Origin of the sequence: Porphyrobacter sp. GA68 (assembly GCF_022605525.1) — a bacterium.
In the GTDB taxonomy this organism is placed as follows: domain Bacteria; phylum Pseudomonadota; class Alphaproteobacteria; order Sphingomonadales; family Sphingomonadaceae; genus Qipengyuania_B.
Window position 1 is genome coordinate 270,305 of record NZ_JAKQYJ010000002.1, and the last position, 22,041, is coordinate 292,345.

A 22,041-nucleotide genomic window follows, 5' to 3' on the forward strand; every position below is an offset into this window, starting at 1 on the left:
GGGGAGATCGAACGACAGGAGGATGCCGGTGACTGGACCAATCGTAATCGGAACGGATTTCCGCGCCGAGGCGGACCGCGCGCTCGACCGTGCGATCCTTCTGGGCGAAGAGTGGGGCAGCGAGGTGATCGTCGTCCACGCCCTCGACCCGGACGAAAGCGATCAGCCGCCGCAGGCGGAGCTGGAGCGGCGGCTGGCCAGTGTGCTGCCGCGCACCGAAGCCCGCGTGACGCTGCGCTGCCAGGCGGGCAAGCCGACCGCTGTCATCACCGATGTCGCGCGCGAAACAGGCGCCGCGATCATCGTGCTGGGCGTGGCCCGCTACCGCAATTTCCGCGACTACGTGCTCGGCTCCGTCGTTGATCAGGTCATCCGGGAGGCGAGCCTGCCCGTGCTGGTCGTCAAGAGCCGTCCTCGCGCGGCGTACCGCCGCATCGTGTCGGCCACTGACTTCCACAAACCATCGCGCATCGCTCTGGAAAAGGCCGCCGACCTGTTCGCCGACCGGCAGCTGGACGTGGTGCACGCCTTCAGCGTGCCGTTCGAAGGATGGCAGCAAGCCGATCAGGTCCGCGACCGGATGCGCGAGGCGGAACAGAAGGTGTTTGACGAGTTCGTGGCCGAACTGCGCCCTGAAACACGCGCGCGCATTTCGCAGAACCTCATCTATGGCAACGTCCATACCGCGATGCTGCGCGAACTGGAGGAGAGCGGGGCCGATCTGGTGGTGATCGGCACGCATGGCGACAGCGCCCTGCGCCGTGCCATCCTGGGCAGCACGGCCAGCGACCTTCTGCGATTGACCCCGATCGACACGCTGGTCGTGCCGCCGACATCCTGATCCGGTCAGCCGTGGCGTCGCCGGTGCCGCGCCAGCACCGGCTGCACCTGCCCCAGCGCCTCGCCAATGCGTTCGGGGAAATCGCCATGAAGTTCGACCACGCTGTTGTGGGCGGTGGCGACCCTGCGGGCGTCGTGCCAGTCCGCGCCCAGATCATAGGCCCAGGCGGTAAAGGCATCCGCTGCCCCCGGTTCCGGCTTCAGCGCACTGGCAAGGGTGGGGTGGAAGCGCAGGCTTCCGGTCATCGGCAGCGGTAATCCGCGCAGCGGTCCGGGTAATTGCACGCAGGACAGCGTATCATCGACATGGATCGTGCCGCTGCCGGGATGAAAGGCCAGAACGGAAGCGAAATGGACGTTCTCCTTCTCGCAGACCAGATCGACCCCGCCAGGAACGGAGAAATTGAGGTCAGCACCGAACCGTTCCGCCAGGCCATCTTCCTCGCACAGCACATCGTCCCAGGGCAGGTGGGGCAGCCTGTCGCGGTGCCGCCTGGTGCCGTACAGCCGCGCATCGGGAAAGGTGCGGTGCATCCATTCGCAATGAACGGTGTGGAACGGGTGGAGGTTCAGAATGGCGCGCACATCGGCCCCGTTTGCCGTCATGCGCCGAACCTGTGCCAGAATGTCGCCGGGCAGGGTGTAGCTGTCCAGGAACACGGCACCGCCGTCCGCCAGCCTGACCAGTGAACAATGGGTGCCCACATCGACCAGCCCGCCGATCCGGTGCTGGCCCCGGATGTGATGAAAGCCATGGCCAAAGTCGGTGATATGCTCGGTCATCGCGCTGCTCCTGCCTGCGGTGAAGACGCGCAGGGTTGCCGGTGTTGTTGCGCCCGCTGCGCCTTCAGCTCACTCGCGCAGCGTGCCGGCCTGCGTGTCGGCTTTCAAGGCGCCGGGCTCGGGCAGAGAGGATCTGACTGTCGCTGTAGGCGCGGCAGCCGGTGCGGCGGTGCGCGGAGCCGTGCCCCGCGCGGTCGCGGTGCGCGGCGTCTCCGCCCGCGCGGCGGCACTGCCCGGTAGGCAGGTGCCCGGCGGGGAAGCGGGAAACAGGCGGCAGTCGAAGAACATGGTTTCCGGTCCGGCGCGGCCCGCCGGCACATAGCTGAAGCGCAGGGTCCGGCGTGCGTCGCCGGCCACCGGCAGTGCAGCGGGCATGTCGGCCGCGCTGCTCCAGCCGAACACCTGGCACGAGTTCAGGCCGGCACACAGGCTCTTGCTGCGCGCGGCCAGCGCCGCGGGTTCGTCGGTCGCCGACACCAGAAGGAACTGCACCCCGCGCCCTGGCGAGCGGACGCCGTCGACCAGCCCGTCGCGCGTCGCGAGCAGCGCGCCGTCATCGGCCAGCAATTCAGCGGCAAGAACATCATCGGGCACTTCGGGCAGGACCAGCCCGGCGCGCGACATTCCGTTCGCCCGGGCGCGTAAGGCGACCGGATCGGGTTCTCCGCCCGCATAGCGCGCGGACAGCGCCGCGTGCGACCCCCAGAACCCGCGCCAGCGCAGGAAAAGGTGCGTGCCGACCTGGGCGATCTTGTCCAGCTTGGGGCTCCACCAGGGGAATACCCAGTCGGTGTGGTAATGGGTGGCATTGCCGACGGGCGCATAAACCGCGCCGCCCAGCATCTCTTCCGCCCGCCGCGTCGCCGCGCGCCACAGCGCATCGGAATAGGTGCGGCGCAGCGATCCGTCGCATGTGAAGGTGAACTGGCACCCTGTGGTTCGTTCCGAACCCTGGAAAACCACGCCGCAGACGGTGTTGCTGAAAGCCGGGTGCCGCGCGCGGTTGAGGATAACCTGCATCACCGCACGCTGATCGGCGTCGCCCCCGCCGGCCTCCGCCAGACCCGCCAGCGCCAGACATTCGCGTGCCCGCGCGCGGTCCGTGACGCTGCCGCTGAACCGGAAGGGCGGCGCCGGTGTCAGATAGGTTGCGGCAAACGGCACGCGCGCGTTCTGTCCGCGCGCATCCGCCGGCGGCAGTTCGGACGTGATCACCAGATCGTCCTGCGCGGTGGCAGGCAAGGTGGCGAGACTGGGCGGAGTGGCCGGCACCGCCGGATCGCCGCCGACCATGGCGACCACGCCGGCCGTCGCCGCCGCACCGCTGCGCGTGGTGCTCCACACGGCAAGCGCCCCCGCCATCAGCAGCAGGACAGACAGGAGGCCGTAGAGCGGCAGGTTCTGGCGAAGGTGAGCGGTCATCAATGGCGGAGGTGTCTGATCGTCCGGCTCAATGCAGCCGACGAAGCTATATAGCAGTTCGGCGGCAGATGTTCCATGACCGGGTCATAACCTGCCCGTTTCGGGACAGGCTGCCGCCCGAACGCGACCGGCGCTCGTCAGGCTGCCTGGCGGAGGCTGAGTTCGAGCCGGTCCCAGATTTCCACCAGCGCGCCGACCAGATCGCGCATCATCGCCTCGTCATGCGCGGGGCCGGGCGTGAAGCGCAGGCGTTCGGTACCGCGCGGCACCGTGGGAAAGTTGATCGGCTGAACATACACGCCGTATTCGGCCAGCAGGATGTCGCTGATCCGCTTGGCCCGCACCGGATCGCCCACCATCAGCGGCACGATATGGGTGGTGGACGGCATCACGGGCAGCCCGGCGGCCCGCATCAGCCGCTTGAGCGTGGCGGCGTTCGCCTGCTGCGCATCGCGTTCCGCGCTTGACTGCTTGAGGTGCCGGACACTCGCCAGCACGCCGGCGGCCAGCACCGGCGACAGCGACGTGGTGAAGATGAAGCCGGGCGCGTAGGAGCGGATGCAGTCCACGATCCGGGTTTCGGCCGCGATATATCCGCCCATCACCCCGAATGCCTTGCCCAGCGTTCCCTCGATGATGTCGACCCGGTGCGCCGCCTCGTCGCGTTCGGTAATCCCGCCGCCATGCTCGCCATACATGCCGACCGCGTGCACCTCGTCGATGTAGGTCAGCGCATTGTACCGCTCCGCCAGGTCGCAGATCGCGTGCACGGGGGCGACATCGCCGTCCATCGAGTAAACGCTTTCAAACGCGATCAGCTTGGCAGCGGCAGGATCGGCTTCGTCCAGCAGCTGTTCGAGGTGGCCCAGATCGTTGTGCCGGAACACACGCTTTTCGCACCCGGCATTGCGAATCCCCGCGATCATGCTGGCGTGGTTCAGTTCGTCCGAAAAGACGATGCAGCCCGGCAGCAGCTTGGCCAGGGTGGACAGGGTCGCTTCGTTGGACACATAGCCCGACGTGAACAGCAGCGCCCCTTCCTTGCCGTGCAGGGTCGCGAGTTCGCGTTCCAGTTCGACATGATAATGGGTGTTGCCGCCGATGTTCCGCGTGCCGCCGGACCCGGCGCCCACGTCGTGCAACGCTTCTTCCATGGCGGCGATGACCTTGGGATGCTGCCCCATGGCGAGGTAGTCGTTGGAACACCACACGGTGATCGGCTTGGGCCCGTTATGCCCGGCAAAGCACCGCGCGTTGGGATAGGCTCCCTTGTTGCGCAGGATGTCGATAAAGACGCGGTAACGCCCTTCCTCGTGCAGCCGGTCGATGGCCTGGTCGAAAATCTGGTCGTAGTTCAATTCCGCCGTCCTGTCGCGCCGCGTTCCGCCGGCTGTCGATCAGCCCGCAGATAGGCTTTTTGTGCTCGAATTGGAACGGCGATCTTTGCGAACGACTCGCAGCGAAAAGGGTCAGAACACATCGGCGGCGCTAAAGCCACGCTGGGCGAGGGCACGGGTATAGCGTGGCAGGGTGTCTCCTGCTCCGGTCGCCACGAACCGGAGTGGGGCGGGCGTGAAGGGCTGCCCGCGCAGCAGTCCGGCGATCCGCCGCGCGATCCCGTCCGCGCCGTCGACCAACAGCACGTCCGGGCCCATCGCCTCTGCCAGCTCGCCGCGCAGCAGCGGGAAATGGGTGCAGGCCAGCACAACCGTGTCCATCCGTCCGCCACCGTGCTGGTCGCGCAGGCGCGCCGCCGCCTTGGCGATCACGTCCGGCGACACCGCCTCGCCGCGCAGCTTCGCCTCGGCCGCCAGCACCAGTTCGGGCGCAGCCGCCCGCAGCAGGGTCTTGCCGTTGGCAAATTCGGCCTCCAGCCGGTCCACATACGGTTGCCGCACTGTGGCGGCAGTGCCCAGCAGGCCGATGACCCCCGACCGGGTCAGGGCCGCGGCCGGCTTTATCGCGGGAACGGTGCCGACGACCGGCACTTCAAGCACGTCGCGCACCATGCCCAGCGCGATGGTGGATGCGGTGTTGCACGCGATGCAGACAAGCCGCGGCTGCCAGCGTTCAGCCATCCGGCCGAGCAGCCCGCAGACCCGCGCCGCCACCTCCGCCTCGGTCTTGTCGCCATAGGGCAGCCCGGCGAAGTCGGCGGCGTAGATGACCGGCGCATCCGGCAGCGCGCTGCGCACCGCGTCGAAGATGGTCAGACCGCCCACGCCGGAGTCGAGGATCAGTATGGGCGCGGCGGGGTCCATGGCCGCGACGCTTGGCCGACCCCGCCGCTCCGGTCAATCAGGTGCAGCCATTGCCGCCACGGTGGAGCAAATGGCGCTGGCGGGCGGGCGCGTTCTTGCCGTAGGAGGGGGCATGATGAACTCTCTCGACTGGCTGCTCGCGGCGCTGCTTGGCTATGCGCTCGGCTCGATCCCCTTCGGCCTGATCCTGACGCGGCTGGCGGGGCTGGGCGATGTGCGCGCCATTGGCAGCGGGAACATCGGCGCCACCAACGTCCTGCGCACGGGGAACAAGGGGCTGGCCGCCGCGACCCTGCTGCTCGACGGGGTGAAGGGATTTGCGGCCGTGTGGCTGGCTTGGCGGCTGTTCCCCGACGCGGCCGGGTTCGCCGCGCTGGGCGCGGTGCTGGGCCACTGTTTCCCGCTGTGGCTCCGGTTCAAGGGCGGCAAGGGTGTGGCGACGGCGGCGGGCGTATGCTTCGGCCTCGCCCTGCCGGTGGGGGTGGCCTACGCGCTGGCATGGCTGGGTGCGCTGGCTGTGTTCCGCATCTCCAGCGTGGCCGGCATGTTGGCGGTGATCGCCGCGCCGGTGGCGGCGGGGGTGCTGGGGCGGTGGGAACTGGTGCCGGTGCTGGCCGCCATCGCGGTGATTGTGATCGTGCTCCACCGCGCCAACATCGCCCGCCTGATGCGCGGCGAGGAACCCAGGGTGGGCGCGGGCAAGTGACCCTGACCCAGGCGGAGGCGTTCGCCCGTCTCACGCTGCTGCGCTCTCCTCGCATCGGCCCTATCTCCTTCCGCCAGCTCCTCGCCCGCTTCGGCACGGCGGAAGCGGCGCTGGAGGCGCTGCCGGAAATCGGCGGGCGCGGCGGGCAACCCTATCGCGCCGCGCCGCGCGCGACTGTCGAGGCGGAGGTCGCCGCCACGCGCCGCGCGGGCGCGAAATACCTGTTCCACGATCAGCCGGACTATCCCCGCCTGCTGGCCGAGGTCGACAGCGCCCCGCCGATCATCACCTATCGCGGCGACCTGTCGCTGGCCGACGGCCCTTGCGTCGCCGTCGTCGGCGCGAGGAATTGCAGCGCGGCGGCGGTGAAGCTGGCGCGCGATTTTGCGGCCGGACTGGCGGGGGAGGGGTTTACGGTCGTCTCCGGCCTCGCACGCGGGATCGACGGCGCGGCGCATGAAAGCAGCCTGCCGCGCACCGTCGGTGTCATCGCCAGCGGCATCGACATCGCCTACCCGCCGCAGCATGGCCAGTTGCAGGAGCAGATCGCGGCGGAGGGGCTGCTGATCGCCGAACAGCCACCGGGGACCGAGCCGCGCGGCAGCCAGTTCCCCAGCCGCAACCGCATCATCGCGGGCCTGTCGGCCGGTACGCTGGTGGTGGAGGCCGCGCCGCAGTCCGGTTCGCTGATCACCGCGCGCCTCGCCGGCGAGTTCGGGCGCGAGGTGATGGCGGTGCCCGGCTCGCCGCTCGACGGCCGCTCGGCGGGCTGCAACCAGCTGATCCGCGACGGCGCGGTGCTGGTGCAGTCGGTGGCCGACGTGGTGGAACTGCTCAGCGGCTTCGACGGCGTGCCGCGGTCGTCGGTGCGGGAGATGGCGGGGGCAGGGTTCGAAGCCGCGCCGGAGGAGCTGGCGGAGGCGGAGCCCGCGGATGTGGAGCGGTTGCTGTCCACCACGCCGGTCGCGGTGGACGAACTGGTGCGGCAATCGGGTGCGGGCACGGCGGCGGTGCAACTGGCCTTGCTGGAACTGGAAATTGCCGGGCGGTTGGAGCGGCATGCTGGTGGGCGGGTGAGTTTGTCGTGAAGCTTAGCCACTATCTTTGGCGAGACCGCACGATCAGCGAGCGCTTGTCGATGGTCATGGCTGCTTTAGCTGTGCCATTCATCGTCTGGCTGGCATTGGCAGGTGACGGTACTATCGACGAAGGTGCCGAGTTTGTCAGCATCGTGGTTGCGACCATAGCGATTGCGATCTTCCTGGTTTGCTTCGTGCCAGCAGCGCTAGCTATGCTGTTCTGGGGCGGGCGAACTGGTCAAGGAAAAGGACGTGATGTGTTGGACAGGCTGCTGCCGCTGCTCACGCTTGCAGCGCTGGCCGCAGCGTTTCTGATCATCGCATGGGCGACGGAGCGTTAGCTACTTACGCAAGCTCGAGCGTCATCCCAGCGACAGCTGAAAGCTGCATCAGCAGAGCTTCAAATGCAGCCGTCACCCCGGACTTGATCCGGGGTCCCGCTTTCTGATCACGCAAGCTGATCGTACAAGTCGCGCCACTTTGGATTGGCTTGCTCGATCAGGTCGAACTTCCATCCCCTCTGCCAGCGTTTCAGGCGCTTCTCGTGGGCGCTAGCATCCTCGATAGTGTCGCAGCGATCCGCCCAGACGAGGCGGTGCAAGTTGTAGTGTTTGCAGAACTGGGAACCGTTACCTTGTCGATGCTGAGTTATACGCGCTGCCAGATCGGCAGTTACTCCGACGTACATCGTGCCACGGTAGCGGTCGGCCATGATGTAGACCCAGCCGCCTTGTCTTGCTCGATCCATTGGCGTGTAAACCCAAGAAGCGGGACCCCGGGTCAAGCCCGGGGTGACGACTGGTTCGATAAGCTGGAACAGTAACCAACCCCTTGACGGCCCCTCTCCCCGCTCCCCACCCTCGCGCGTACACACACGTAAGGGCGCACCTCACATCACCATGCAACTCGTCATCGTAGAATCCCCCGCCAAGGCCAAGACAATCGAGAAGTACCTCGGCAAGGACACCCGCGTCCTCGCCTCCTACGGCCATGTGCGCGACCTGCCGCCCAAGGATGGCAGCGTTCGCCCGGACGAGGAGTTCGCGATGGATTGGGAGATCTACGCCGATCCGCGCAAGAAGGCGCAGGTAAAGGCGATCGCCGATGCGGCCAAGGGGGCCGACCGGCTGATCCTCGCCACCGACCCTGACCGTGAAGGGGAGGCGATTTCCTGGCACGTGCTCGACATCCTGAAGAAGCGCAAGGCCGTGCCCAAGGAGGTGCAGCGCGTCACCTTCAATGCCATCACCAAACAGGCCGTGACCGAGGCGATGGCGCGGCCGCGCGATCTCGACCATGACCTGATCGACGCTTATCTGGCGCGCCGCGCGCTCGATTACCTGTTCGGCTTCACCCTGTCGCCGGTGCTGTGGAGGAAACTTCCCGGCGCCAAGTCGGCCGGACGGGTGCAATCGGTGGCCCTGCGCCTCATCGTCGAGCGGGAGCGCGAGATCGAGGCGTTCCGTCCGCAGGAATACTGGTCGGTGGTCGCCACGCTGGTGCAGGACGGGACGGAGTTCTCCGCCCGGCTGGTGCAACTGGACGGCAACAAGCTCGAGAAGCTTTCGTTGAGCCACGAAGGCGCGGCCAAGGCGGCCAGACAGGCGGTGGAGGACAGCCGCTTCACCGTGGAGGAGGTCGAGACCAAGCCGTTCCGCCGCAATCCCGCGCCGCCCTTCACCACCTCGACCTTGCAGCAGGAAGCCGCGCGCAAGCTCGGCTTTTCCGCCGCGCACACCATGCGGCTGGCTCAGTCGCTGTATGAAGGGGGCGCGATCACCTACATGCGGACTGACGGGGTGCAGATGGACGCGGGCGCGATCAGCGCATGCCGCAAGGCCATCGCCGACCGGTATTCCGCGGCCTACATCCCCGACAAGCCGCGTCACTACACCAGCAAGGCCAAGAACGCGCAGGAAGCGCACGAGGCGATCCGCCCGACCGACTTCGCCCGCGACCGCGCCGGTGCGGGGGACGAGGGCAAGCTCTACGACCTCATCTTCAAGCGGGCCATGGCGAGCCAGATGGAAGCCGCGCAGCTCGAACGCACCACCGTGACCCTGCGCGACCCCACCGGCCTGCACGCCCTGCGCGCCACGGGACAGGTGGTGAAGTTCCCCGGATTCCTCGCCGTGTACCAGGAAGGACTGGACGATGCGGAGGGAGAGGATGACGGACTGCTCCCCGTGCTGCGGCAGGGCGATTGCCCGCACAAGAACGGCGTTGCGGCAACCCAGCACTTCACTCAGCCGCCGCCGCGCTTTTCCGAAGCGTCGCTGGTCAAGCGGCTGGAGGAGCTGGGCATCGGCCGCCCGTCAACCTACGCCTCCACCATCCAGACGCTGCGCGACCGGGAGTATGTCCGGGTGGAAAAAAACCGTTTCTTTGCCGAAGAGTCGGGCCGTCTCCTCACAGCGTTTCTGGAACGGTTCTTCCCCCGCTACGTCGCGTATGACTTCACCGCGGGAATGGAGGACGAGCTGGACGAGGTGTCCGGCGGGCGCGAGGAGTGGAAGGCGCTGCTCGCCAAGTTCTGGCGCGACTTCAAGCCTAAGACCGACGAGGTCATGAGACAGCAGCCGTCGGAGGTGACGGCTGCACTGGACGAATACCTCGGCGACTACCTGTTCCCCCCGCGCGAGGATGGCGGCGATCCGCGCGCGTGTCCCAAGTGCCTTGCCGAAGGGCGCGAGGGCGGGCGGCTGTCGCTGCGCGGCGGAAAGTTTGGCGCGTTCATCGCCTGCGCCAACTATCCCGACTGTTCCTATTCCCGCCGCTTCGCGCAGGGTGGAGGCGACGCTGCCACCGCGGGTGAGGACGTGACGCTTGGCAATGATCCGGACACGGGCCTTCCAGTGGAGCGCAAGACCGGCCGATTCGGACCCTATGTCCAGCTGGGCGAGGGCAAGGACGCAAAGCGCGCAAGCATCCCGCGCGACATCGGCGAACTCGATCTCGAATGGGCCCTGAAGCTGCTCGCTCTCCCGCGCATTGTCGGTGCGCATCCCGAAACGGGGCTGGAAATCGAAGCAAACATCGGACGTTACGGGCCTTACCTGAAACATGACGGCAAGTATGCCAAGCTGTCATCCACCGCCGATGTGTTCGACACCGGCATGAACGCGGCCGTCACCCTGCTGGCCGAGGCGGCGGCGGGCAGGGGCGGGCGGGGCGCACGCACTCCGGTGGAGCCGATCAAGACGCTGGGCGAACACCCCACTTCCGGGGGCGAGATCAGGGTGCTGCCGGGCCGCTACGGTCCTTACGTCACCGACGGAACGACCAACGCCACCATCCCCAAGGACGTGAAGCCCGAGGAACTTGAGGCGGCGCAGGCCATCGCGCTCATCGATGCGCGCGCGGCGGCGGCTCCGGCGAAGAAGGCCGGCCGCCGCAAGCCCGCGCCGAAAAAGGCGGCGTCGGCGAAAAAAGCTTCCGCAAAGAAGACGGCGGGGAAGAAGGCTCCGGCAAGGAAGACGGCGGGGAGTAAAGGCAAAGGGACATCAACCGTATCCGCAGGGGGTCGTTCGTAATTCGCTAACGCTTTGGCGCTATGGCTTGGCCCATGCCGCAAATTGGGTAGCGCCGTGATCGAGATCGAGGTTCAGAACGAGACGCATCAGACACAGCAGCGGATGCGTTTTGCCGCCGTGCCGCGCATCGGCGAAGGCATCCGGCTGCGCGAGCCGGACGGCTACTGGGCGTCCTACGATGTCCTCGACCTGTGGTATCAACGCAGCGGCTTTGGCGACGTGTGGGAACCTTATCTGCACATCCGCATGACGCCCGGAGAGGTCGCTGCGCCCGAGATCAGCGCACTTCAAAGCACCGGGGAGCCGCTGCCATGCGCGATCTGATCAAGCGGACCACCGGACGGCACGCGGGACCGCGCGAAGGCGGCGGGGCACCGCTGAGGGAGCGGCTGGACGCGGCGCGCCTGTCCGCCCGGCAAGCCGTTGCAGGGGATGGTGAGGGCGTCGAAGCGCCGATGCCGGTTTCGGTCATTCCGCAGGACGATGACGGCCACGTGCGGCATACGGAGTTGCGGACCCCGGCAACGCCCGCCCGTGAGACGCCAAAGGCTGAACTGAACGACATCGACGCCATCGTTCAGGCCGCCAAGACAGGCCGCGCCGGAACCGCTCCCGCCGCGCCGCGCCAGTGCCTGATCGTCGACGATTCCCGGGTCATCCGCAAGGTGTCGCGCAAGATCACGGAAGAGCTAGGCTATACCACCCTGGAAGCGGAGAACGGGGAAGAAGCGCTGGCCCGGTGCCGGGCGGCGATGCCCGATCTGGTCATCACCGACTGGAACATGCCCGTGATGACCGGCGTGGAATTCGTCGCCGCCCTGCGCAAGCTGCCCGGAGCGGAGCGGGCCAAGGTCGTGTTCTGCACCAGCAACAGCGGCGCACGCGACGTCCACGAAGGGATCGCCGCCGGGGCCGACGATTACATCGTGAAACCGTTCGGAGAAAGCGCGCTCAAGGCCAAGCTGGAGGGGCTGGACGGGTAAGGTCCGGTCGTTTGCGTCTCAGCATGCTTTGGCGCTAGGCGCAGGGGCATGGCAAAAGAACATTTCGAGCGGCACAAGCAGCCGTGGCGCGCCGACGAGGCGGGACAGTTGCGGACGTTGGCCGCCAAAGGCAAGGGGCTGCGCGACATCGCCAAGGCGCTGAACCGCAGCGAAGAATCGGTCAAGGATTTCGCCAAGCAGCAGAAAATCGAGATCGTGAAGAAGCGCTAGGGCTTCTCGCGCGACGGTCAGATCTCTGTCCGAACGCAAATCTGGAAGCGCTTGCCGGTCGTTCATTGATATCGCTGGAAGATGGCGCAAAGTGGTTCGGCATTGTGCTGTGGGTCGCATTCTTTGCGTCGGCCGCCGCCCAAACGATCGGCAGCCGGCTGACGTCCGGCGAGCGGCCCACGCGGGGGTTCTGAGCTCACCGGCTCCAGTCCAGGCCCATCTCCTCGTAGATCTCGCGGTCCTCGGCCCAGTTTTCTGACACCTTGACGTGCAGGAAAAGATGGACCTTCTGCCCCAATATCTCGGCCAGTTCCTTGCGCGCAGCCTCTCCGATAGCCTTGATGCGGCTTCCGCCCTTGCCAAGCACGATGGCGCGTTGGGTCGGGCGGCCCACCACGATCTGCTGGTGTATCTCCACGCTGCCGTCCGAGCGTTCCAGATATTTTTCCGGCCGAACGGCGCTGTCGTAGGGCAGTTCCTCGTGCAGCTGCTGGTACAATTGTTCGCGCGTGATTTCCGCGGCCAGCAACCTCTGCGACGCGTCTGACACCTGGTCTTCGGGATACATCCACGGCGCTTCGGGCATCATCGCGGCAATCGCGTCCTTCATTTCCGCCACACCGTCCCCGGTGAGCGCTGAAACAAAGAAGATCTCCGCGAACTCCACCTTTCCGCCAAGTTCCTGCGCGAGGGCAAGGAGCGGTTCCTTGGCGGCAACATCGACCTTGTTCAGCACCAGGATCTTGCGTTCGGAGCGGGTGGCGAGCCGTTCCAGCAGGGGGTCCAGTTCATGCCGCCGCTGCTTGACCGGATCGACCAGCAGGACCAGCGCGTCGGCCGCCTCCGCCCCTTCCCAGGCGGCGTTGACCATCGCGCGGTCCAGCCGCCGGCGCGGCGCAAAGATGCCGGGCGTATCGACCAGCACCATCTGGGTATCGCCGTGGAGCGCAATCCCCAGCATCCGCGCGCGCGTCGTCTGCGCCTTGGCGCTGGTGATGGCCACCTTTTGCCCGACCAGCTGGTTGACCAGAGTGGACTTGCCCGCGTTGGGCGCCCCGATGACGGCGACCAGGCCGCAGCGGGTCATGCCGGGCTACCCGGCGAACGGGCGCCAGCATGGCGGTCGGACATGTCCCGCCGGGGCGCCGTCCCGCCAGCCAGCCCGGCCCCCAGCGCGAAGGCGCCCTGTGGTGCCGTTTCGATCATCATTATGCGAACCTTTCCATGAACGCCCTTGCCGCCTCCTTCTCTGCGTCGGCCTTGCTGCCGGCCACCGCCTCGGCCTCGCCAACATTCTTCACCCGCACGCGCACGGTGAAGCGGGCCGCGTGATCCGGTCCGAGGCGTTCCACGACCTCGTATTCGGGCGGCTTGCGACGCTTGGCCGCGGCCCACTCCTGCAGGGCGGATTTGGGATGCTTGGTTCGCCCGGTATCGCCTTCGACCGCATCGCGCCAGAGGGTTCGGACCTGCGCCCGCGCGGCATCGAAACCCTGGGTGAGAAATTGCGCGCCGAGCAGCGCTTCCATCACGTCGCCAAGGATGTTGTCGCTGTCGCGCCCGCCGTCCGCCATGGCCTGAGCGGAAATGCGGATATGCGGCGGCAGGTCGATGGCGCGGGCGATGTCCGCGCAGGTTTCCCGGCTGACCAGAGCGTTCAGCCGCTGCGACAGCTTGCCTTCAGGATCTGCGCCCCGCTGGAACAGCCAGTCCGCGATCGCCAGACCCAGCACCCGGTCGCCCAGGAACTCCAGCCGTTCGTAATTCTGGTTGGCACCCGTGCTGCCATGGGTGAGCGCGGTTAGCCATATCTCCTCACCTTGCGGGCGGAAGCCGTGCTGCATGAGCCAGGCGAGTGTCTCGGGCGGCAGCGTGCTCATTCGATCGGCCCGATGCGTCCGGCGCCGAACCAGGTTGAGGGGCGCAGCCAGTCGCCGGCCGCATCGCGGGAGAACGCGACCAGTTCCGCGCGGCCCACCAGCTGCTCCTGATCGACCAGGCCCACGCCGCCGCCTGGCCGGGCTGGGAAACGGCTGTCGGCGGACCGGTCGCGGTTGTCGCCCAGCACGAAAAGTCTGCCGGGCGGCACCCGGACCGGGCCGAAATCGTCCTGCGGCGTGCGGCCCAGATCAAGCACCACATAGCCCCGCCCGTTTGGCAGGGTTTCCCGGTATGCCGCAACACGGCACCCGGCCGGGCCGGCACAGGCGACGGCGACAGCGGGGTGGACCGCCGCATCCGCCACCTTGTCGCGCATAACCGCCCCACCGTTGAGATAGAGCTGCCCGTCGCGCAGCATCACCACATCGCCGGGCAGGCCGATCGCGCGCTTGATGTAGTCGGAACGGTTCAGCGGGTGGCGGAAGATCACCACGTCGCCGCGTTCGGGTGTGGCCGGTTTTAAGCGGCCGGCGATCAGCGGAAGGTCGAACGGCACCGACAGGCGCGACCAGCCATAGGGCCATTTCGATGCGATGATGAAGTCCCCATCGGACAGCGTGGGCAGCATCGACTGGGACGGGATGGCGAACGGCGCGGCGACAAGGATGCGGAACGCCAGCACGATCAGCAGCAGCTTGAGCAGGAAGGAGGCGAAGCTGCGCGCCGGAACGTGTTCGCCTTGCGCCGCGTTACCCGGCGCATTGGCAGCGGTGCCGGTGTTCTCGAGCGGTCCTGCGCGCCTGCCGATGAACGGACGAACGGTCACGAGCGGGCGATCTCGGCCAACGGAGGCTTTGCAAGGCGCACACGACCTCCTAACCGGCCCTGGTCAGGCATGGAAGAGGATTCACTATGGGCGAGGCGATACTGCGGGCATGGGAGCAGCTGGAGAGGCTGCCGCGGCCAACCCTGCGCCAACTCTTCAGCGCCGGCCGCAGCGGCACCGGCGGCAGCGCGCGGGTGGAAGCGCTGTCCGGCCGCATCAGCTGGACCGATGGGCTGGAACCGGCTCAGAGCGAGGGCGGCATCCTGTTCGACTGGTCCAAGACGCACCTCGACGACGACGTCCTGTCCGCCTTTGAGAACTTGGCCGGCGCGTGCGGCTTTGCCGAGCGCCGCGATGCGCTGCTGACCGGCAAGCGGGTCAACGTGACCGAGAACCGCGCCGCGACCCATCCGGCGCAGCGCGGGATCGGGTCGGACGCGGACGTGGAAGAAGCCGCCGCCCTGCACGAACGCATGCGCCTGCTGGTGGAAGCGATCGGGGAGGGCGCTTTGGGAGAAGTCCGCCACCTTATCCACATCGGCATCGGCGGCAGCGCGCTGGGTCCGGCGATGGCGGTGGACGCGCTGACCCGCGACGGCGCGGAAGTGGCCGTGCACGTCGTCTCGAACATCGACGGGTTGGCCCTGGAACAGGCGTTCGCCGCCTGCGATCCGCAAACCACGCTGATCGCGGTCGCGTCCAAGACCTTTACCACCATCGAGACGATGACAAATGCCCGCAGCGCGCTGCGCTGGCTGGAGGAAAACGGCGTCGCGGACGCTTACGGGCGGGTCATCGCGCTGACCGCCGCGCCCGACAAGGCGGTTGAGTTCGGCGTGGACGAAACACGCGTGCTGCCGTTCCCCGACAGCGTGGGCGGGCGTTATTCGCTGTGGTCGTCCATTGGCTTTCCGGTGGCGCTGGCAAGCGGGTGGGATGATTTCGCGGCGATGCTGCGCGGGGCGCGCGCCGTGGACGAACATTTCCGCGACACCCATGGCCGCGACAACCTGCCGCTGCGCGCGGCTTTCGCGGACCAGTACTACGCCCGCGTCCGCGGCTGCCAGACCCGCGGTGTTTTCGCCTATGACGAACGCCTCGCCCTGTTTCCTGCCTATCTTCAGCAGCTGGAAATGGAGTCGAACGGCAAGCGCGTAACCGCCGACATGCGCCCGGTGGATGGTGCGACCGCGCCGATCACCTGGGGCGGGGTCGGGACGGATGCGCAGCACGCCGTGTTCCAGCTGCTTCATCAGGGAACGCATCTGGTCCCGGTGGAATTCATCGCGGCCATCGCACCGGGAGACGACCTCGACCCGGCGCACCACCGCATCCTGCTGCAGAACTGCTTTGCCCAGGGTGCTGCGCTGATGACCGGCAAGAAGGGCGAGGATCCGGCGCGCAACTATCCCGGAGACAGGCCATCGGCCACCATGCTGTGCGACGACATCGACGCAGCGACGCTGGGCGCGCTGATCGCCTTCCACGAACACCGGACGTTCTGCAACGCCGTGTTGATGGAAATCAATCCCTTCGATCAGTTCGGCGTGGAGCTGGGCAAACAGATGGCTAAGGAAATCGATGCGGGCGGCGGCGATTTCGACGAGAGTACCCTCGCGCTGCTGCGCCAGGCGGGTCTGCTGCAACCCTGAGCGCCCTTTTCGCGACGCCAGCTTTCCTTACCATCAAACAGGAACCACCTGATGCTAACCGACATCCTCCTCCTGATCGGCGGCCTTGTTCTCCTCATCGGCGGAGGCGAACTGCTGGTGCGAGGAGCCGTGAAGATCGCGGCAAGGCTGGGCCTGTCGCCCATGCTGATCGGCCTGACGGTGGTGGGGATGGGGACGTCCATGCCGGAACTGGCGGCGTCGGTGCAGGCCGCGGCCGCTGGTTCGCCGGGCATTGCCCTGGGCAACATCGTGGGATCGAACCTTGCCAACACGCTGCTGATCCTGGGGATCGCCGCGTTGATCGCGCCGATCGCAGTGCCGCGCGGAGTGTTGTGGCGCGACGGCGGTGTCGGTCTGGGGGCGGCGGCACTGCTGCTGCTGGCCGGGTGGTTCACGGGCCTGACGCGGCCGGCGGGTGCGCTGTTCGTGCTGCTGCTGGTGGGCTACATCTACTACGCCTATCGCAAGGAACGCGTCGGCGGGGCGCACAGCGCGGCCTATGACCGGGGCGAAGCGGTGGTCGAGGTGGATCCGGCGCTGTCGCCCTCGGCCACGGCGCAGGGGAGCCTGCTGGTCTCGATCCTGCTGTTCGTGGGCGGGCTCGGCCTGGTGGTCGGCGGGGGATCGCTGCTGGTGCGCGGCGCCGTCAGCATCGCGCAGGGTGCGGGCATCACGGAGGAGGTGATCGGTCTCACCATCGTCGCCATCGGCACCAGCCTGCCCGAACTCGTCACCTCCGCCATCGCCGCCCTGCGCAAGCAGGGGGAGATTGCGCTGGGGAACGTGCTTGGCTCCAACATCTACAACGTGCTGTTCATCGGCGGGGTGACGGGGCTGGTGACGCCGGGTCCGGTGCCCCCGTCCATCGTGGCGTTCGACCTGCCGTTGATGATCGGGGCGTCCGCCGCCCTGATGTTCTTTGCCTGGACCGGCGGCCGACTGGCCCGGCGCGAAGGCGCGGCGTTCTTCGCTGCCTATGTGGTTTACACGGTGACGACGGCGGGGCTGGTCGCGTTCTGATCATGCGGGTGGCCCGCCATCCTTGCCGCCCGCGCCCGCCTTGTTCATAGGCGGGTATACAGCAGCAGGAACACACCGCGCATGGCAAGCGAATACGATTACGACCTTTTCACCATCGGCGCGGGTTCGGGCGGCGTGCGCGCCAGCCGCGTGTCGGCCGCCCACGGCGCCAGGGTCGCCGTTGCCGAAGAGTATCGGGTGGGCGGCACCTGCGTCATCCGCGGCTGCGTGCCCAAGAAGATGCTGGTCTATGGCGCGCATTTCGCCGAGGATCTGGAGGATGCCCGGAAGTTCGGATGGACGCTGGGCGAATGTTCGTTCGACTGGAAAACGCTGCGCGACAATGTGCTGGCCGACGTCGACCGGTTGAACGGCGCCTACACCGACACGCTGGAGAACAACGGGGTCGACATTATCCACGAACGCGCGAGGCTGACCGGCCCGCACGAAGTCACGCTGGACAGCGGCAAGGTCGTGACCGCCCGCCACATCCTTGTTGCCGTGGGCGCGCGGCCGCGGGTGCCCGACGTGCCAGGGGCGGAACTGGGCATCACCAGCAACGAGTGCTTCCATCTCGATGCGGTGCCGGAACGGGTGCTGATCGTCGGGGGCGGTTACATCGCCAACGAGTTTGCCGGCATCTTCAACCAGTTCGGGGCCACTGTCACCATCGTCAACCGGGGCGACACGATCCTGCGCGGCTATGACGAGAGCGTGCGCGACCGCCTGCTCCAGATCAGCCTTCTCAAGGGGTTGAACTTCCGCTTCCATGCCTCGCCCACCCGGCTGGAACGGACGGACAGCGGCTGCATCAGGGTGGAGATGACCGGCCACGACCCGGTGGAGGTCGATTGCCTGTTGTGGGCCACCGGCCGGGTGCCCAACACCCACGATCTGGGGCTGGAGGATGCCGGGGTCGAGCTGGGCGAGCAGGGCGAGATCAAGGTGGACCGCTTCTCCAGGACCAGCGTCGAGAACATCTACGCCGTAGGCGATTGCACCGACCGGATCCAGTTGACCCCGGTGGCGATCCGCGAAGGCCAGGCGTTCGCCGATACGGTGTTCGGCGGCAATCCGTCCTGCGTGAACTATGACTGCGTTCCCAGCGCCGTGTTCAGCCACCCGCCGATGGCCGGGGTCGGCATGACCGAAGGAGAGGCGCGGAACAAGCTGGGTTCGGTAAAGGTGTATCAATCTGACTTCCGCCCGATGAAGAACGTGCTGGCGCAGCGCAACGAACGCTCGCTCTACAAGATGATCTGCCATGGAGAGAACGACCAGATCGTCGGGCTGCACATGATCGGCCCGGACGCTCCGGAAATCCTGCAGGCGGCGGCGGTGGCGGTGAAGGCCGGCCTCACCAAGGCTGATTTCGACGCCACTGTGGCGCTGCACCCGACCATGGCGGAAGAGCTGGTGCTGCTGCGATAGGGCGCGGGGCGGGATCGGTGGACAACTTGCGCTCGCCGCCTTGCGGGGCCGGCGCGCAGCCGGCTACCGTCCGCGCAACAGCCTGCGCAGGAGCCAGCGTATGAATGCACTCGCCTCTAACGGTCAGCTTCGCGCCAGCGTCGTGAGGTGGGCGCTGGTGACGGTGCCTGGCGTGATGTTGCTGGGATTCCTGTCGGGCCAGGTGGGCGGGGATGCGGATTCCCTGTGGTTCCAATCGCTGGCGAAGCCCGCCACCTACCCGCCACCGGCGACGTTCGGCATCGTATGGACCATCCTTTACGCGCTGATCGGCTTCGCGCTGGCGCTGGTGGGCGCGGCGCATGGCGCCCGGCGGCGCGGACTGGCACTTGGCTTGTTCGCGGTGCAGCTGGCGCTCAACCTTGCCTGGACGCCGCTGTTCTTCGGGGCGTATCAGATCACCGGCGCGCTAATCCTCCTGCTGGTGCTGGATGTCGCGGTGATCGCCACCACCATCGTGTTCTGGCAGGTGCGGCGCGCGGCGGGGCTGCTGATGCTGCCCTATCTCGCGTGGGTGCTGTTCGCGACCGTGCTCAACTGGCAGTTTCTGGTGCTGAACCCGGATGCCGACGGCGGGCGCGGGGTCGAGGCGGCGGAACGGATCGCGCTCTAGCACCGCTGGACAAAGCGGCCGGGGCGCACCACATCTGCTGTCATGCAAAGCGACAACAAACTCATCGCCGATTTCGTCAAGCTCGCCAACAGCGCGGCTGGTACTCTCGCGGGCATGACGCGCGAAGCGCGTGAAAGCGCACGGGAACGCCTGCGCGAAACCATGGGCGGAGAGGACTTCGTGTCGCGCGATGAATTCGAAGCGGTCAAGGCCATGGCCGCCAACGCACGCGCCGAGGCCGACCGGCTGGCCGAACGGGTCGCCGCGCTCGAGGCAATCCATAGCGGCAGCCGGACGGCGGAGGGCAACGCTCCGACGCAGGCGCAAGGCCGCGACGACAGCGCGCCTGCGGCCGCCTAACTTACCGCAATTCAGGAACATCTTTTCTGCAGCAGCCGTTTCTACTCTACCGGCGAGCAGGAAAGTGAAGCACATGTTCACACAGCTAAATCCGCCCATTCCGCTGCATGTTCTGGGACGGGGCGACGGTCATGCCCTCGGCGTCATCGACTACGGGGCGGAGCACAACCTTCTGTGGGTCACGGCCATCAATGCGACCGGCGAAATATGGTGCGCACCCAATCCGCAGGTGCGGATGCAGGGCAACTGGTCGATGGACCGGCAAAAGCCGATGGCGGTCAAGGCGTCGCAGGAAAGCCTGGCACGTCAGGACGGCTGCTGAGCGCCGATCCCCTTGCCTTGCGCCGAGTGGTGCCAAGGCCCATGAACACGGCCGATGCTGCGCCTGTCCGCTCCTGCCATTCTGCTTGCCGCGCGGCCTCATGGCGAAACAGGTAGCGTCGTACGGCTGCTCACGGCGGAGGCGGGGGTGGTCGCCGCCTATGTCGCCGGCGGACGCGGCCGGCATATCCGGCCCATAGTCCTGCCCGGCAACCGCGTCGCCGCAGAGATCACCGCCCGGTCCGACAGTCAGTTGCCGTTTGCCCGGCTGGAACTGGTGGAAAGCCGCGCGCCGTTCCTCACCGAACCGCTGCCCGCCGCCGCCATCGCCTGGGTGGCGGCTCTGACCACCGCAGCCCTGCCGGAACGCAACGCCTATCCTTCGCTGTACGAGGCGCTGGACGGGCTGCTGGCTGCGGTCTGCTCGGCCCCGGCGGCGCGGCTGTGGCTGCCGGCGCTGATCGTTTACGAAAGGTTGCTGCTGCGCGAACTCGGCTATGGCGAGGCGCGGGTGCCGGTGCCGTCCGATGCGCCAGGGCAGCTGGCGGTGTTCGCTCGGCAGGGGCGGGCGGTGGCGCGCTTCCTCCTCGCCGACGCACCAGGCGATGCCATCGCCGCGCGCGAGGTGCTGCTTGGCAGGCTGGAACGGATGATCGCCTAGATCCAGCTTGCCAGCCACATCCACCGCTGAAAACCGTCACGCTCGGCCAGCGGACCCGCACTGAGGACAGGCCAGAACCACGCAAACAGCGCCATGCTGGCCCCCAGCGGCAGCAGCGCCGCCCAGCGCCTGCCATGCCGCCACAGCGCGTCGAGCGCCAGCGCCAGTGCGGCCAGCAGGAAGCAATGCGGCAACAGGTAGTGGTAGAAGAACTGTATCGGCTTTGCGGCCACGATCCAGAAGCCGAAGCCAACGGCATACAGCACCACCACCGCCAGCGCCGCGCGGTCCGCCCGCACCGCCGCCGCCCACACGCACCAGGCAAGCGCGGCCAGCCCCAGCAGCATGGTCAGCGGATTGCCCAGCATCAGGATGCCGCGCTGCGCCCCGTCGGTGAATTCGTACATGTACCAGATCGGGCGCAGGTTCAGCGCCCACTGCCACCACACGCTCTGGTAGTTGTGCGGGGTAGTGACCGATTCCTGCAGTGCCAGCATCCGCATCTGGTGCGTCCAGAAGTCGCCTTGCAGCGGATCGGACGCCAGCCAGAATGCGGGCGCAAAGGTCGCGGCATAGACGATGAGCGGCACCACGCCGAGCCACACCCCCGCTTCGCGCAGCGAGACCCCCGGCACGGGCAAGCCGCGGCGGCTGGTCAGCAGGCGCCGCCGGCCTGCGCGCAGGCGCCAGATGAAGAACGCCGCACCCGGCAGCGGCAGCAGGGGCGCGACATTCCACTTGGTGCCAAGCGCCAGTCCCAGCATCACACCGCACAGTGCCAATCGCCAGCGCCCGGTTTCCGGTTCGCGGCACGCCGCCGACCCCTGCCACAGGGCAACCGCGAAAAACGTGACCATCGGCATGTCCAGCATGGCGACCCGGCTCTGCACGAACAGCATGAACCCCGTCGCCAGCAGCACTCCGTAGGCCAGCGTCGCAAACCGCCGGCAGCTGGCGAACCACAGGGCGCGCATGGCCGCGAACAGCGTGACCGCGCCGGCCAGAGCGCCGGGCAGGCGCCAGCCCCAGACATTGTCGCCCAGCAGGTGCATGCTGCCCGCCAGGATCAGCTTGCCAAGCGGCGGGTGTTCGAGATTGAGCAGTTGCCCGTTCAGCCACGCGCGGGCCGCAGGAATGTAGTGGACTTCATCAAAGAAGGTATGGCCGGGTACGTTCAGCCGCATCAGGACGAGCGCCAGGAAAGCGCCCGCGATGATCCATGTCCAGCCGACGGGGTCGCGAAGTTGGCCGTGCGGCTGCTGCATTGCGGGCCGCGAAGTAGCGGGACCACCTGTGTCCGGCAAGTACCGGTCTGCGGATAAAATCAATCCGAACGACTGCTTAAGTATGAATCCCGCTTGCGTTGAACCCGGAACCA

At 67.3% G+C, this 22,041-nt stretch carries 25 protein-coding genes; 15 read left to right on the plus strand and 10 right to left on the minus strand.

What is annotated here, in order from left to right; translation table 11 throughout:
• Positions 1 to 28 precede the first annotated feature (28 nt).
• On the plus strand, positions 29 to 841 hold the full coding sequence (locus tag LHJ54_RS09030; protein ID WP_228243559.1) for a universal stress protein: 813 nt from the start codon (positions 29 to 31) through the stop codon (positions 839 to 841).
• A gap of 5 nt (positions 842 to 846) precedes the next feature.
• On the opposite strand, the gene LHJ54_RS09035 is transcribed toward LHJ54_RS09030, so the two are convergent.
• The 4 genes from LHJ54_RS09035 to murI all read right to left on the minus strand — a co-directional run bounded on the left by LHJ54_RS09035 (position 847) and on the right by murI (position 5,306).
• Positions 847 to 1,623, minus strand: a complete 777-nt coding sequence (locus tag LHJ54_RS09035) for a hypothetical protein (protein WP_228243560.1) — start codon at positions 1,621 to 1,623, stop codon at positions 847 to 849.
• Positions 1,624 to 1,692: 69 nt separating this feature from the next.
• A complete protein-coding gene (locus tag LHJ54_RS09040; protein ID WP_228243561.1) occupies positions 1,693 to 3,045 on the minus strand; it encodes a cell wall hydrolase in 1,353 nt (450 codons plus the stop codon).
• A 137-nt stretch (positions 3,046 to 3,182) separates the two neighbouring features.
• Positions 3,183 to 4,403 (minus strand): 5-aminolevulinate synthase, encoded by a 1,221-nt coding sequence (hemA, locus tag LHJ54_RS09045; protein ID WP_228243562.1) that lies wholly within the window; start codon positions 4,401 to 4,403, stop codon positions 3,183 to 3,185.
• Positions 4,404 to 4,514: 111 nt separating this feature from the next.
• Complete coding sequence (gene murI / locus LHJ54_RS09050) at positions 4,515 to 5,306, minus strand: glutamate racemase (RefSeq protein WP_228243563.1); 792 nt, start codon at positions 5,304 to 5,306, stop codon at positions 4,515 to 4,517.
• Between the two features lie 112 nt (positions 5,307 to 5,418).
• Here murI and plsY point away from each other — a divergent pair, with 112 nt between their 5' ends.
• The 3 genes from plsY to LHJ54_RS09065 are packed head-to-tail and all read left to right on the plus strand — an operon-like array spanning position 5,419 to position 7,432.
• Positions 5,419 to 6,012: a glycerol-3-phosphate 1-O-acyltransferase PlsY gene (plsY, locus tag LHJ54_RS09055; RefSeq protein WP_228244343.1), complete on the plus strand. Its 594-nt coding sequence runs from the start codon at positions 5,419 to 5,421 to the stop codon at positions 6,010 to 6,012.
• A complete protein-coding gene (gene dprA / locus LHJ54_RS09060) occupies positions 6,009 to 7,100 on the plus strand; it encodes a DNA-processing protein DprA (protein ID WP_228243564.1) in 1,092 nt (363 codons plus the stop codon). Before plsY ends, dprA begins: the two co-directional genes overlap by 4 nt.
• Positions 7,097 to 7,432 (plus strand): hypothetical protein, encoded by a 336-nt coding sequence (locus LHJ54_RS09065; protein ID WP_228243565.1) that lies wholly within the window; start codon positions 7,097 to 7,099, stop codon positions 7,430 to 7,432. Before dprA ends, LHJ54_RS09065 begins: the two co-directional genes overlap by 4 nt.
• 107 nt (positions 7,433 to 7,539) lie before the next feature.
• On the opposite strand, the gene LHJ54_RS09070 is transcribed toward LHJ54_RS09065, so the two are convergent.
• Complete coding sequence (locus LHJ54_RS09070; protein WP_228243566.1) at positions 7,540 to 7,839, minus strand: GIY-YIG nuclease family protein; 300 nt, start codon at positions 7,837 to 7,839, stop codon at positions 7,540 to 7,542.
• Positions 7,840 to 7,990: 151 nt separating this feature from the next.
• Here LHJ54_RS09070 and topA point away from each other — a divergent pair, with 151 nt between their 5' ends.
• The 4 genes from topA to LHJ54_RS09090 are packed head-to-tail and all read left to right on the plus strand — an operon-like array spanning position 7,991 to position 11,838.
• Positions 7,991 to 10,624, plus strand: coding sequence for a type I DNA topoisomerase (gene topA / locus LHJ54_RS09075; RefSeq protein ID WP_228243567.1), 2,634 nt, complete (start codon positions 7,991 to 7,993; stop codon positions 10,622 to 10,624).
• A 54-nt stretch (positions 10,625 to 10,678) separates the two neighbouring features.
• On the plus strand, positions 10,679 to 10,948 hold the full coding sequence (locus tag LHJ54_RS09080; protein ID WP_228243568.1) for a hypothetical protein: 270 nt from the start codon (positions 10,679 to 10,681) through the stop codon (positions 10,946 to 10,948).
• The gene (locus tag LHJ54_RS12715; RefSeq protein WP_306437067.1) at positions 10,936 to 11,607 is read left to right on the plus strand and encodes a response regulator; all 672 of its coding nucleotides are present in this window, start codon (positions 10,936 to 10,938) and stop codon (positions 11,605 to 11,607) included. Before LHJ54_RS09080 ends, LHJ54_RS12715 begins: the two co-directional genes overlap by 13 nt.
• Positions 11,608 to 11,655: 48 nt before the next feature.
• Positions 11,656 to 11,838: a phage terminase small subunit-related protein gene (locus LHJ54_RS09090; protein ID WP_228243569.1), complete on the plus strand. Its 183-nt coding sequence runs from the start codon at positions 11,656 to 11,658 to the stop codon at positions 11,836 to 11,838.
• A gap of 196 nt (positions 11,839 to 12,034) precedes the next feature.
• Here LHJ54_RS09090 and era read toward each other — a convergent pair whose 3' ends face one another.
• Genes era through lepB form a run of 4 tightly spaced genes read right to left on the minus strand, consistent with a single transcriptional unit; the run spans position 12,035 to position 14,545 of the window.
• A complete protein-coding gene (gene era / locus LHJ54_RS09095) occupies positions 12,035 to 12,925 on the minus strand; it encodes a GTPase Era (RefSeq protein WP_228243570.1) in 891 nt (296 codons plus the stop codon).
• Entirely contained in the window at positions 12,922 to 13,047 is a 126-nt protein-coding gene (locus LHJ54_RS09100) for a hypothetical protein (protein ID WP_277754164.1), read from the minus strand. Before LHJ54_RS09100 ends, era begins: the two co-directional genes overlap by 4 nt.
• Complete coding sequence (rnc, locus tag LHJ54_RS09105) at positions 13,047 to 13,718, minus strand: ribonuclease III (RefSeq protein ID WP_228243571.1); 672 nt, start codon at positions 13,716 to 13,718, stop codon at positions 13,047 to 13,049. The genes LHJ54_RS09100 and rnc overlap by 1 nt, the downstream gene beginning before the upstream one ends.
• Positions 13,715 to 14,545, minus strand: a complete 831-nt coding sequence (gene lepB, locus LHJ54_RS09110; RefSeq protein WP_228243572.1) for a signal peptidase I — start codon at positions 14,543 to 14,545, stop codon at positions 13,715 to 13,717. The genes rnc and lepB overlap by 4 nt, the downstream gene beginning before the upstream one ends.
• 86 nt (positions 14,546 to 14,631) lie before the next feature.
• Here lepB and pgi point away from each other — a divergent pair, with 86 nt between their 5' ends.
• From pgi to LHJ54_RS09145, 7 genes are all read left to right on the plus strand, one after another.
• Entirely contained in the window at positions 14,632 to 16,197 is a 1,566-nt protein-coding gene (pgi, locus tag LHJ54_RS09115) for a glucose-6-phosphate isomerase (protein ID WP_228243573.1), read from the plus strand.
• A gap of 51 nt (positions 16,198 to 16,248) precedes the next feature.
• On the plus strand, positions 16,249 to 17,238 hold the full coding sequence (locus tag LHJ54_RS09120; protein WP_228243574.1) for a calcium/sodium antiporter: 990 nt from the start codon (positions 16,249 to 16,251) through the stop codon (positions 17,236 to 17,238).
• Positions 17,239 to 17,319: 81 nt separating this feature from the next.
• Complete coding sequence (gene gorA, locus LHJ54_RS09125; protein ID WP_228243575.1) at positions 17,320 to 18,669, plus strand: glutathione-disulfide reductase; 1,350 nt, start codon at positions 17,320 to 17,322, stop codon at positions 18,667 to 18,669.
• A 100-nt stretch (positions 18,670 to 18,769) separates the two neighbouring features.
• Complete coding sequence (locus LHJ54_RS09130) at positions 18,770 to 19,321, plus strand: TspO/MBR family protein (protein WP_228243576.1); 552 nt, start codon at positions 18,770 to 18,772, stop codon at positions 19,319 to 19,321.
• 42 nt (positions 19,322 to 19,363) lie between these two features.
• Positions 19,364 to 19,681, plus strand: a complete 318-nt coding sequence (locus LHJ54_RS09135) for an accessory factor UbiK family protein (RefSeq protein ID WP_228243577.1) — start codon at positions 19,364 to 19,366, stop codon at positions 19,679 to 19,681.
• Positions 19,682 to 19,754: 73 nt separating this feature from the next.
• Positions 19,755 to 20,003 (plus strand): hypothetical protein, encoded by a 249-nt coding sequence (locus tag LHJ54_RS09140; RefSeq protein ID WP_228243578.1) that lies wholly within the window; start codon positions 19,755 to 19,757, stop codon positions 20,001 to 20,003.
• A gap of 57 nt (positions 20,004 to 20,060) precedes the next feature.
• On the plus strand, positions 20,061 to 20,663 hold the full coding sequence (locus LHJ54_RS09145; RefSeq protein WP_228244345.1) for a DNA repair protein RecO: 603 nt from the start codon (positions 20,061 to 20,063) through the stop codon (positions 20,661 to 20,663).
• Here LHJ54_RS09145 and LHJ54_RS09150 read toward each other — a convergent pair.
• Positions 20,660 to 21,928, minus strand: coding sequence for a phospholipid carrier-dependent glycosyltransferase (locus tag LHJ54_RS09150; RefSeq protein ID WP_228243579.1), 1,269 nt, complete (start codon positions 21,926 to 21,928; stop codon positions 20,660 to 20,662). The two genes, LHJ54_RS09145 and LHJ54_RS09150, sit on opposite strands and share 4 nt — an antisense overlap.
• Positions 21,929 to 22,041: the final 113 nt, after the last annotated feature.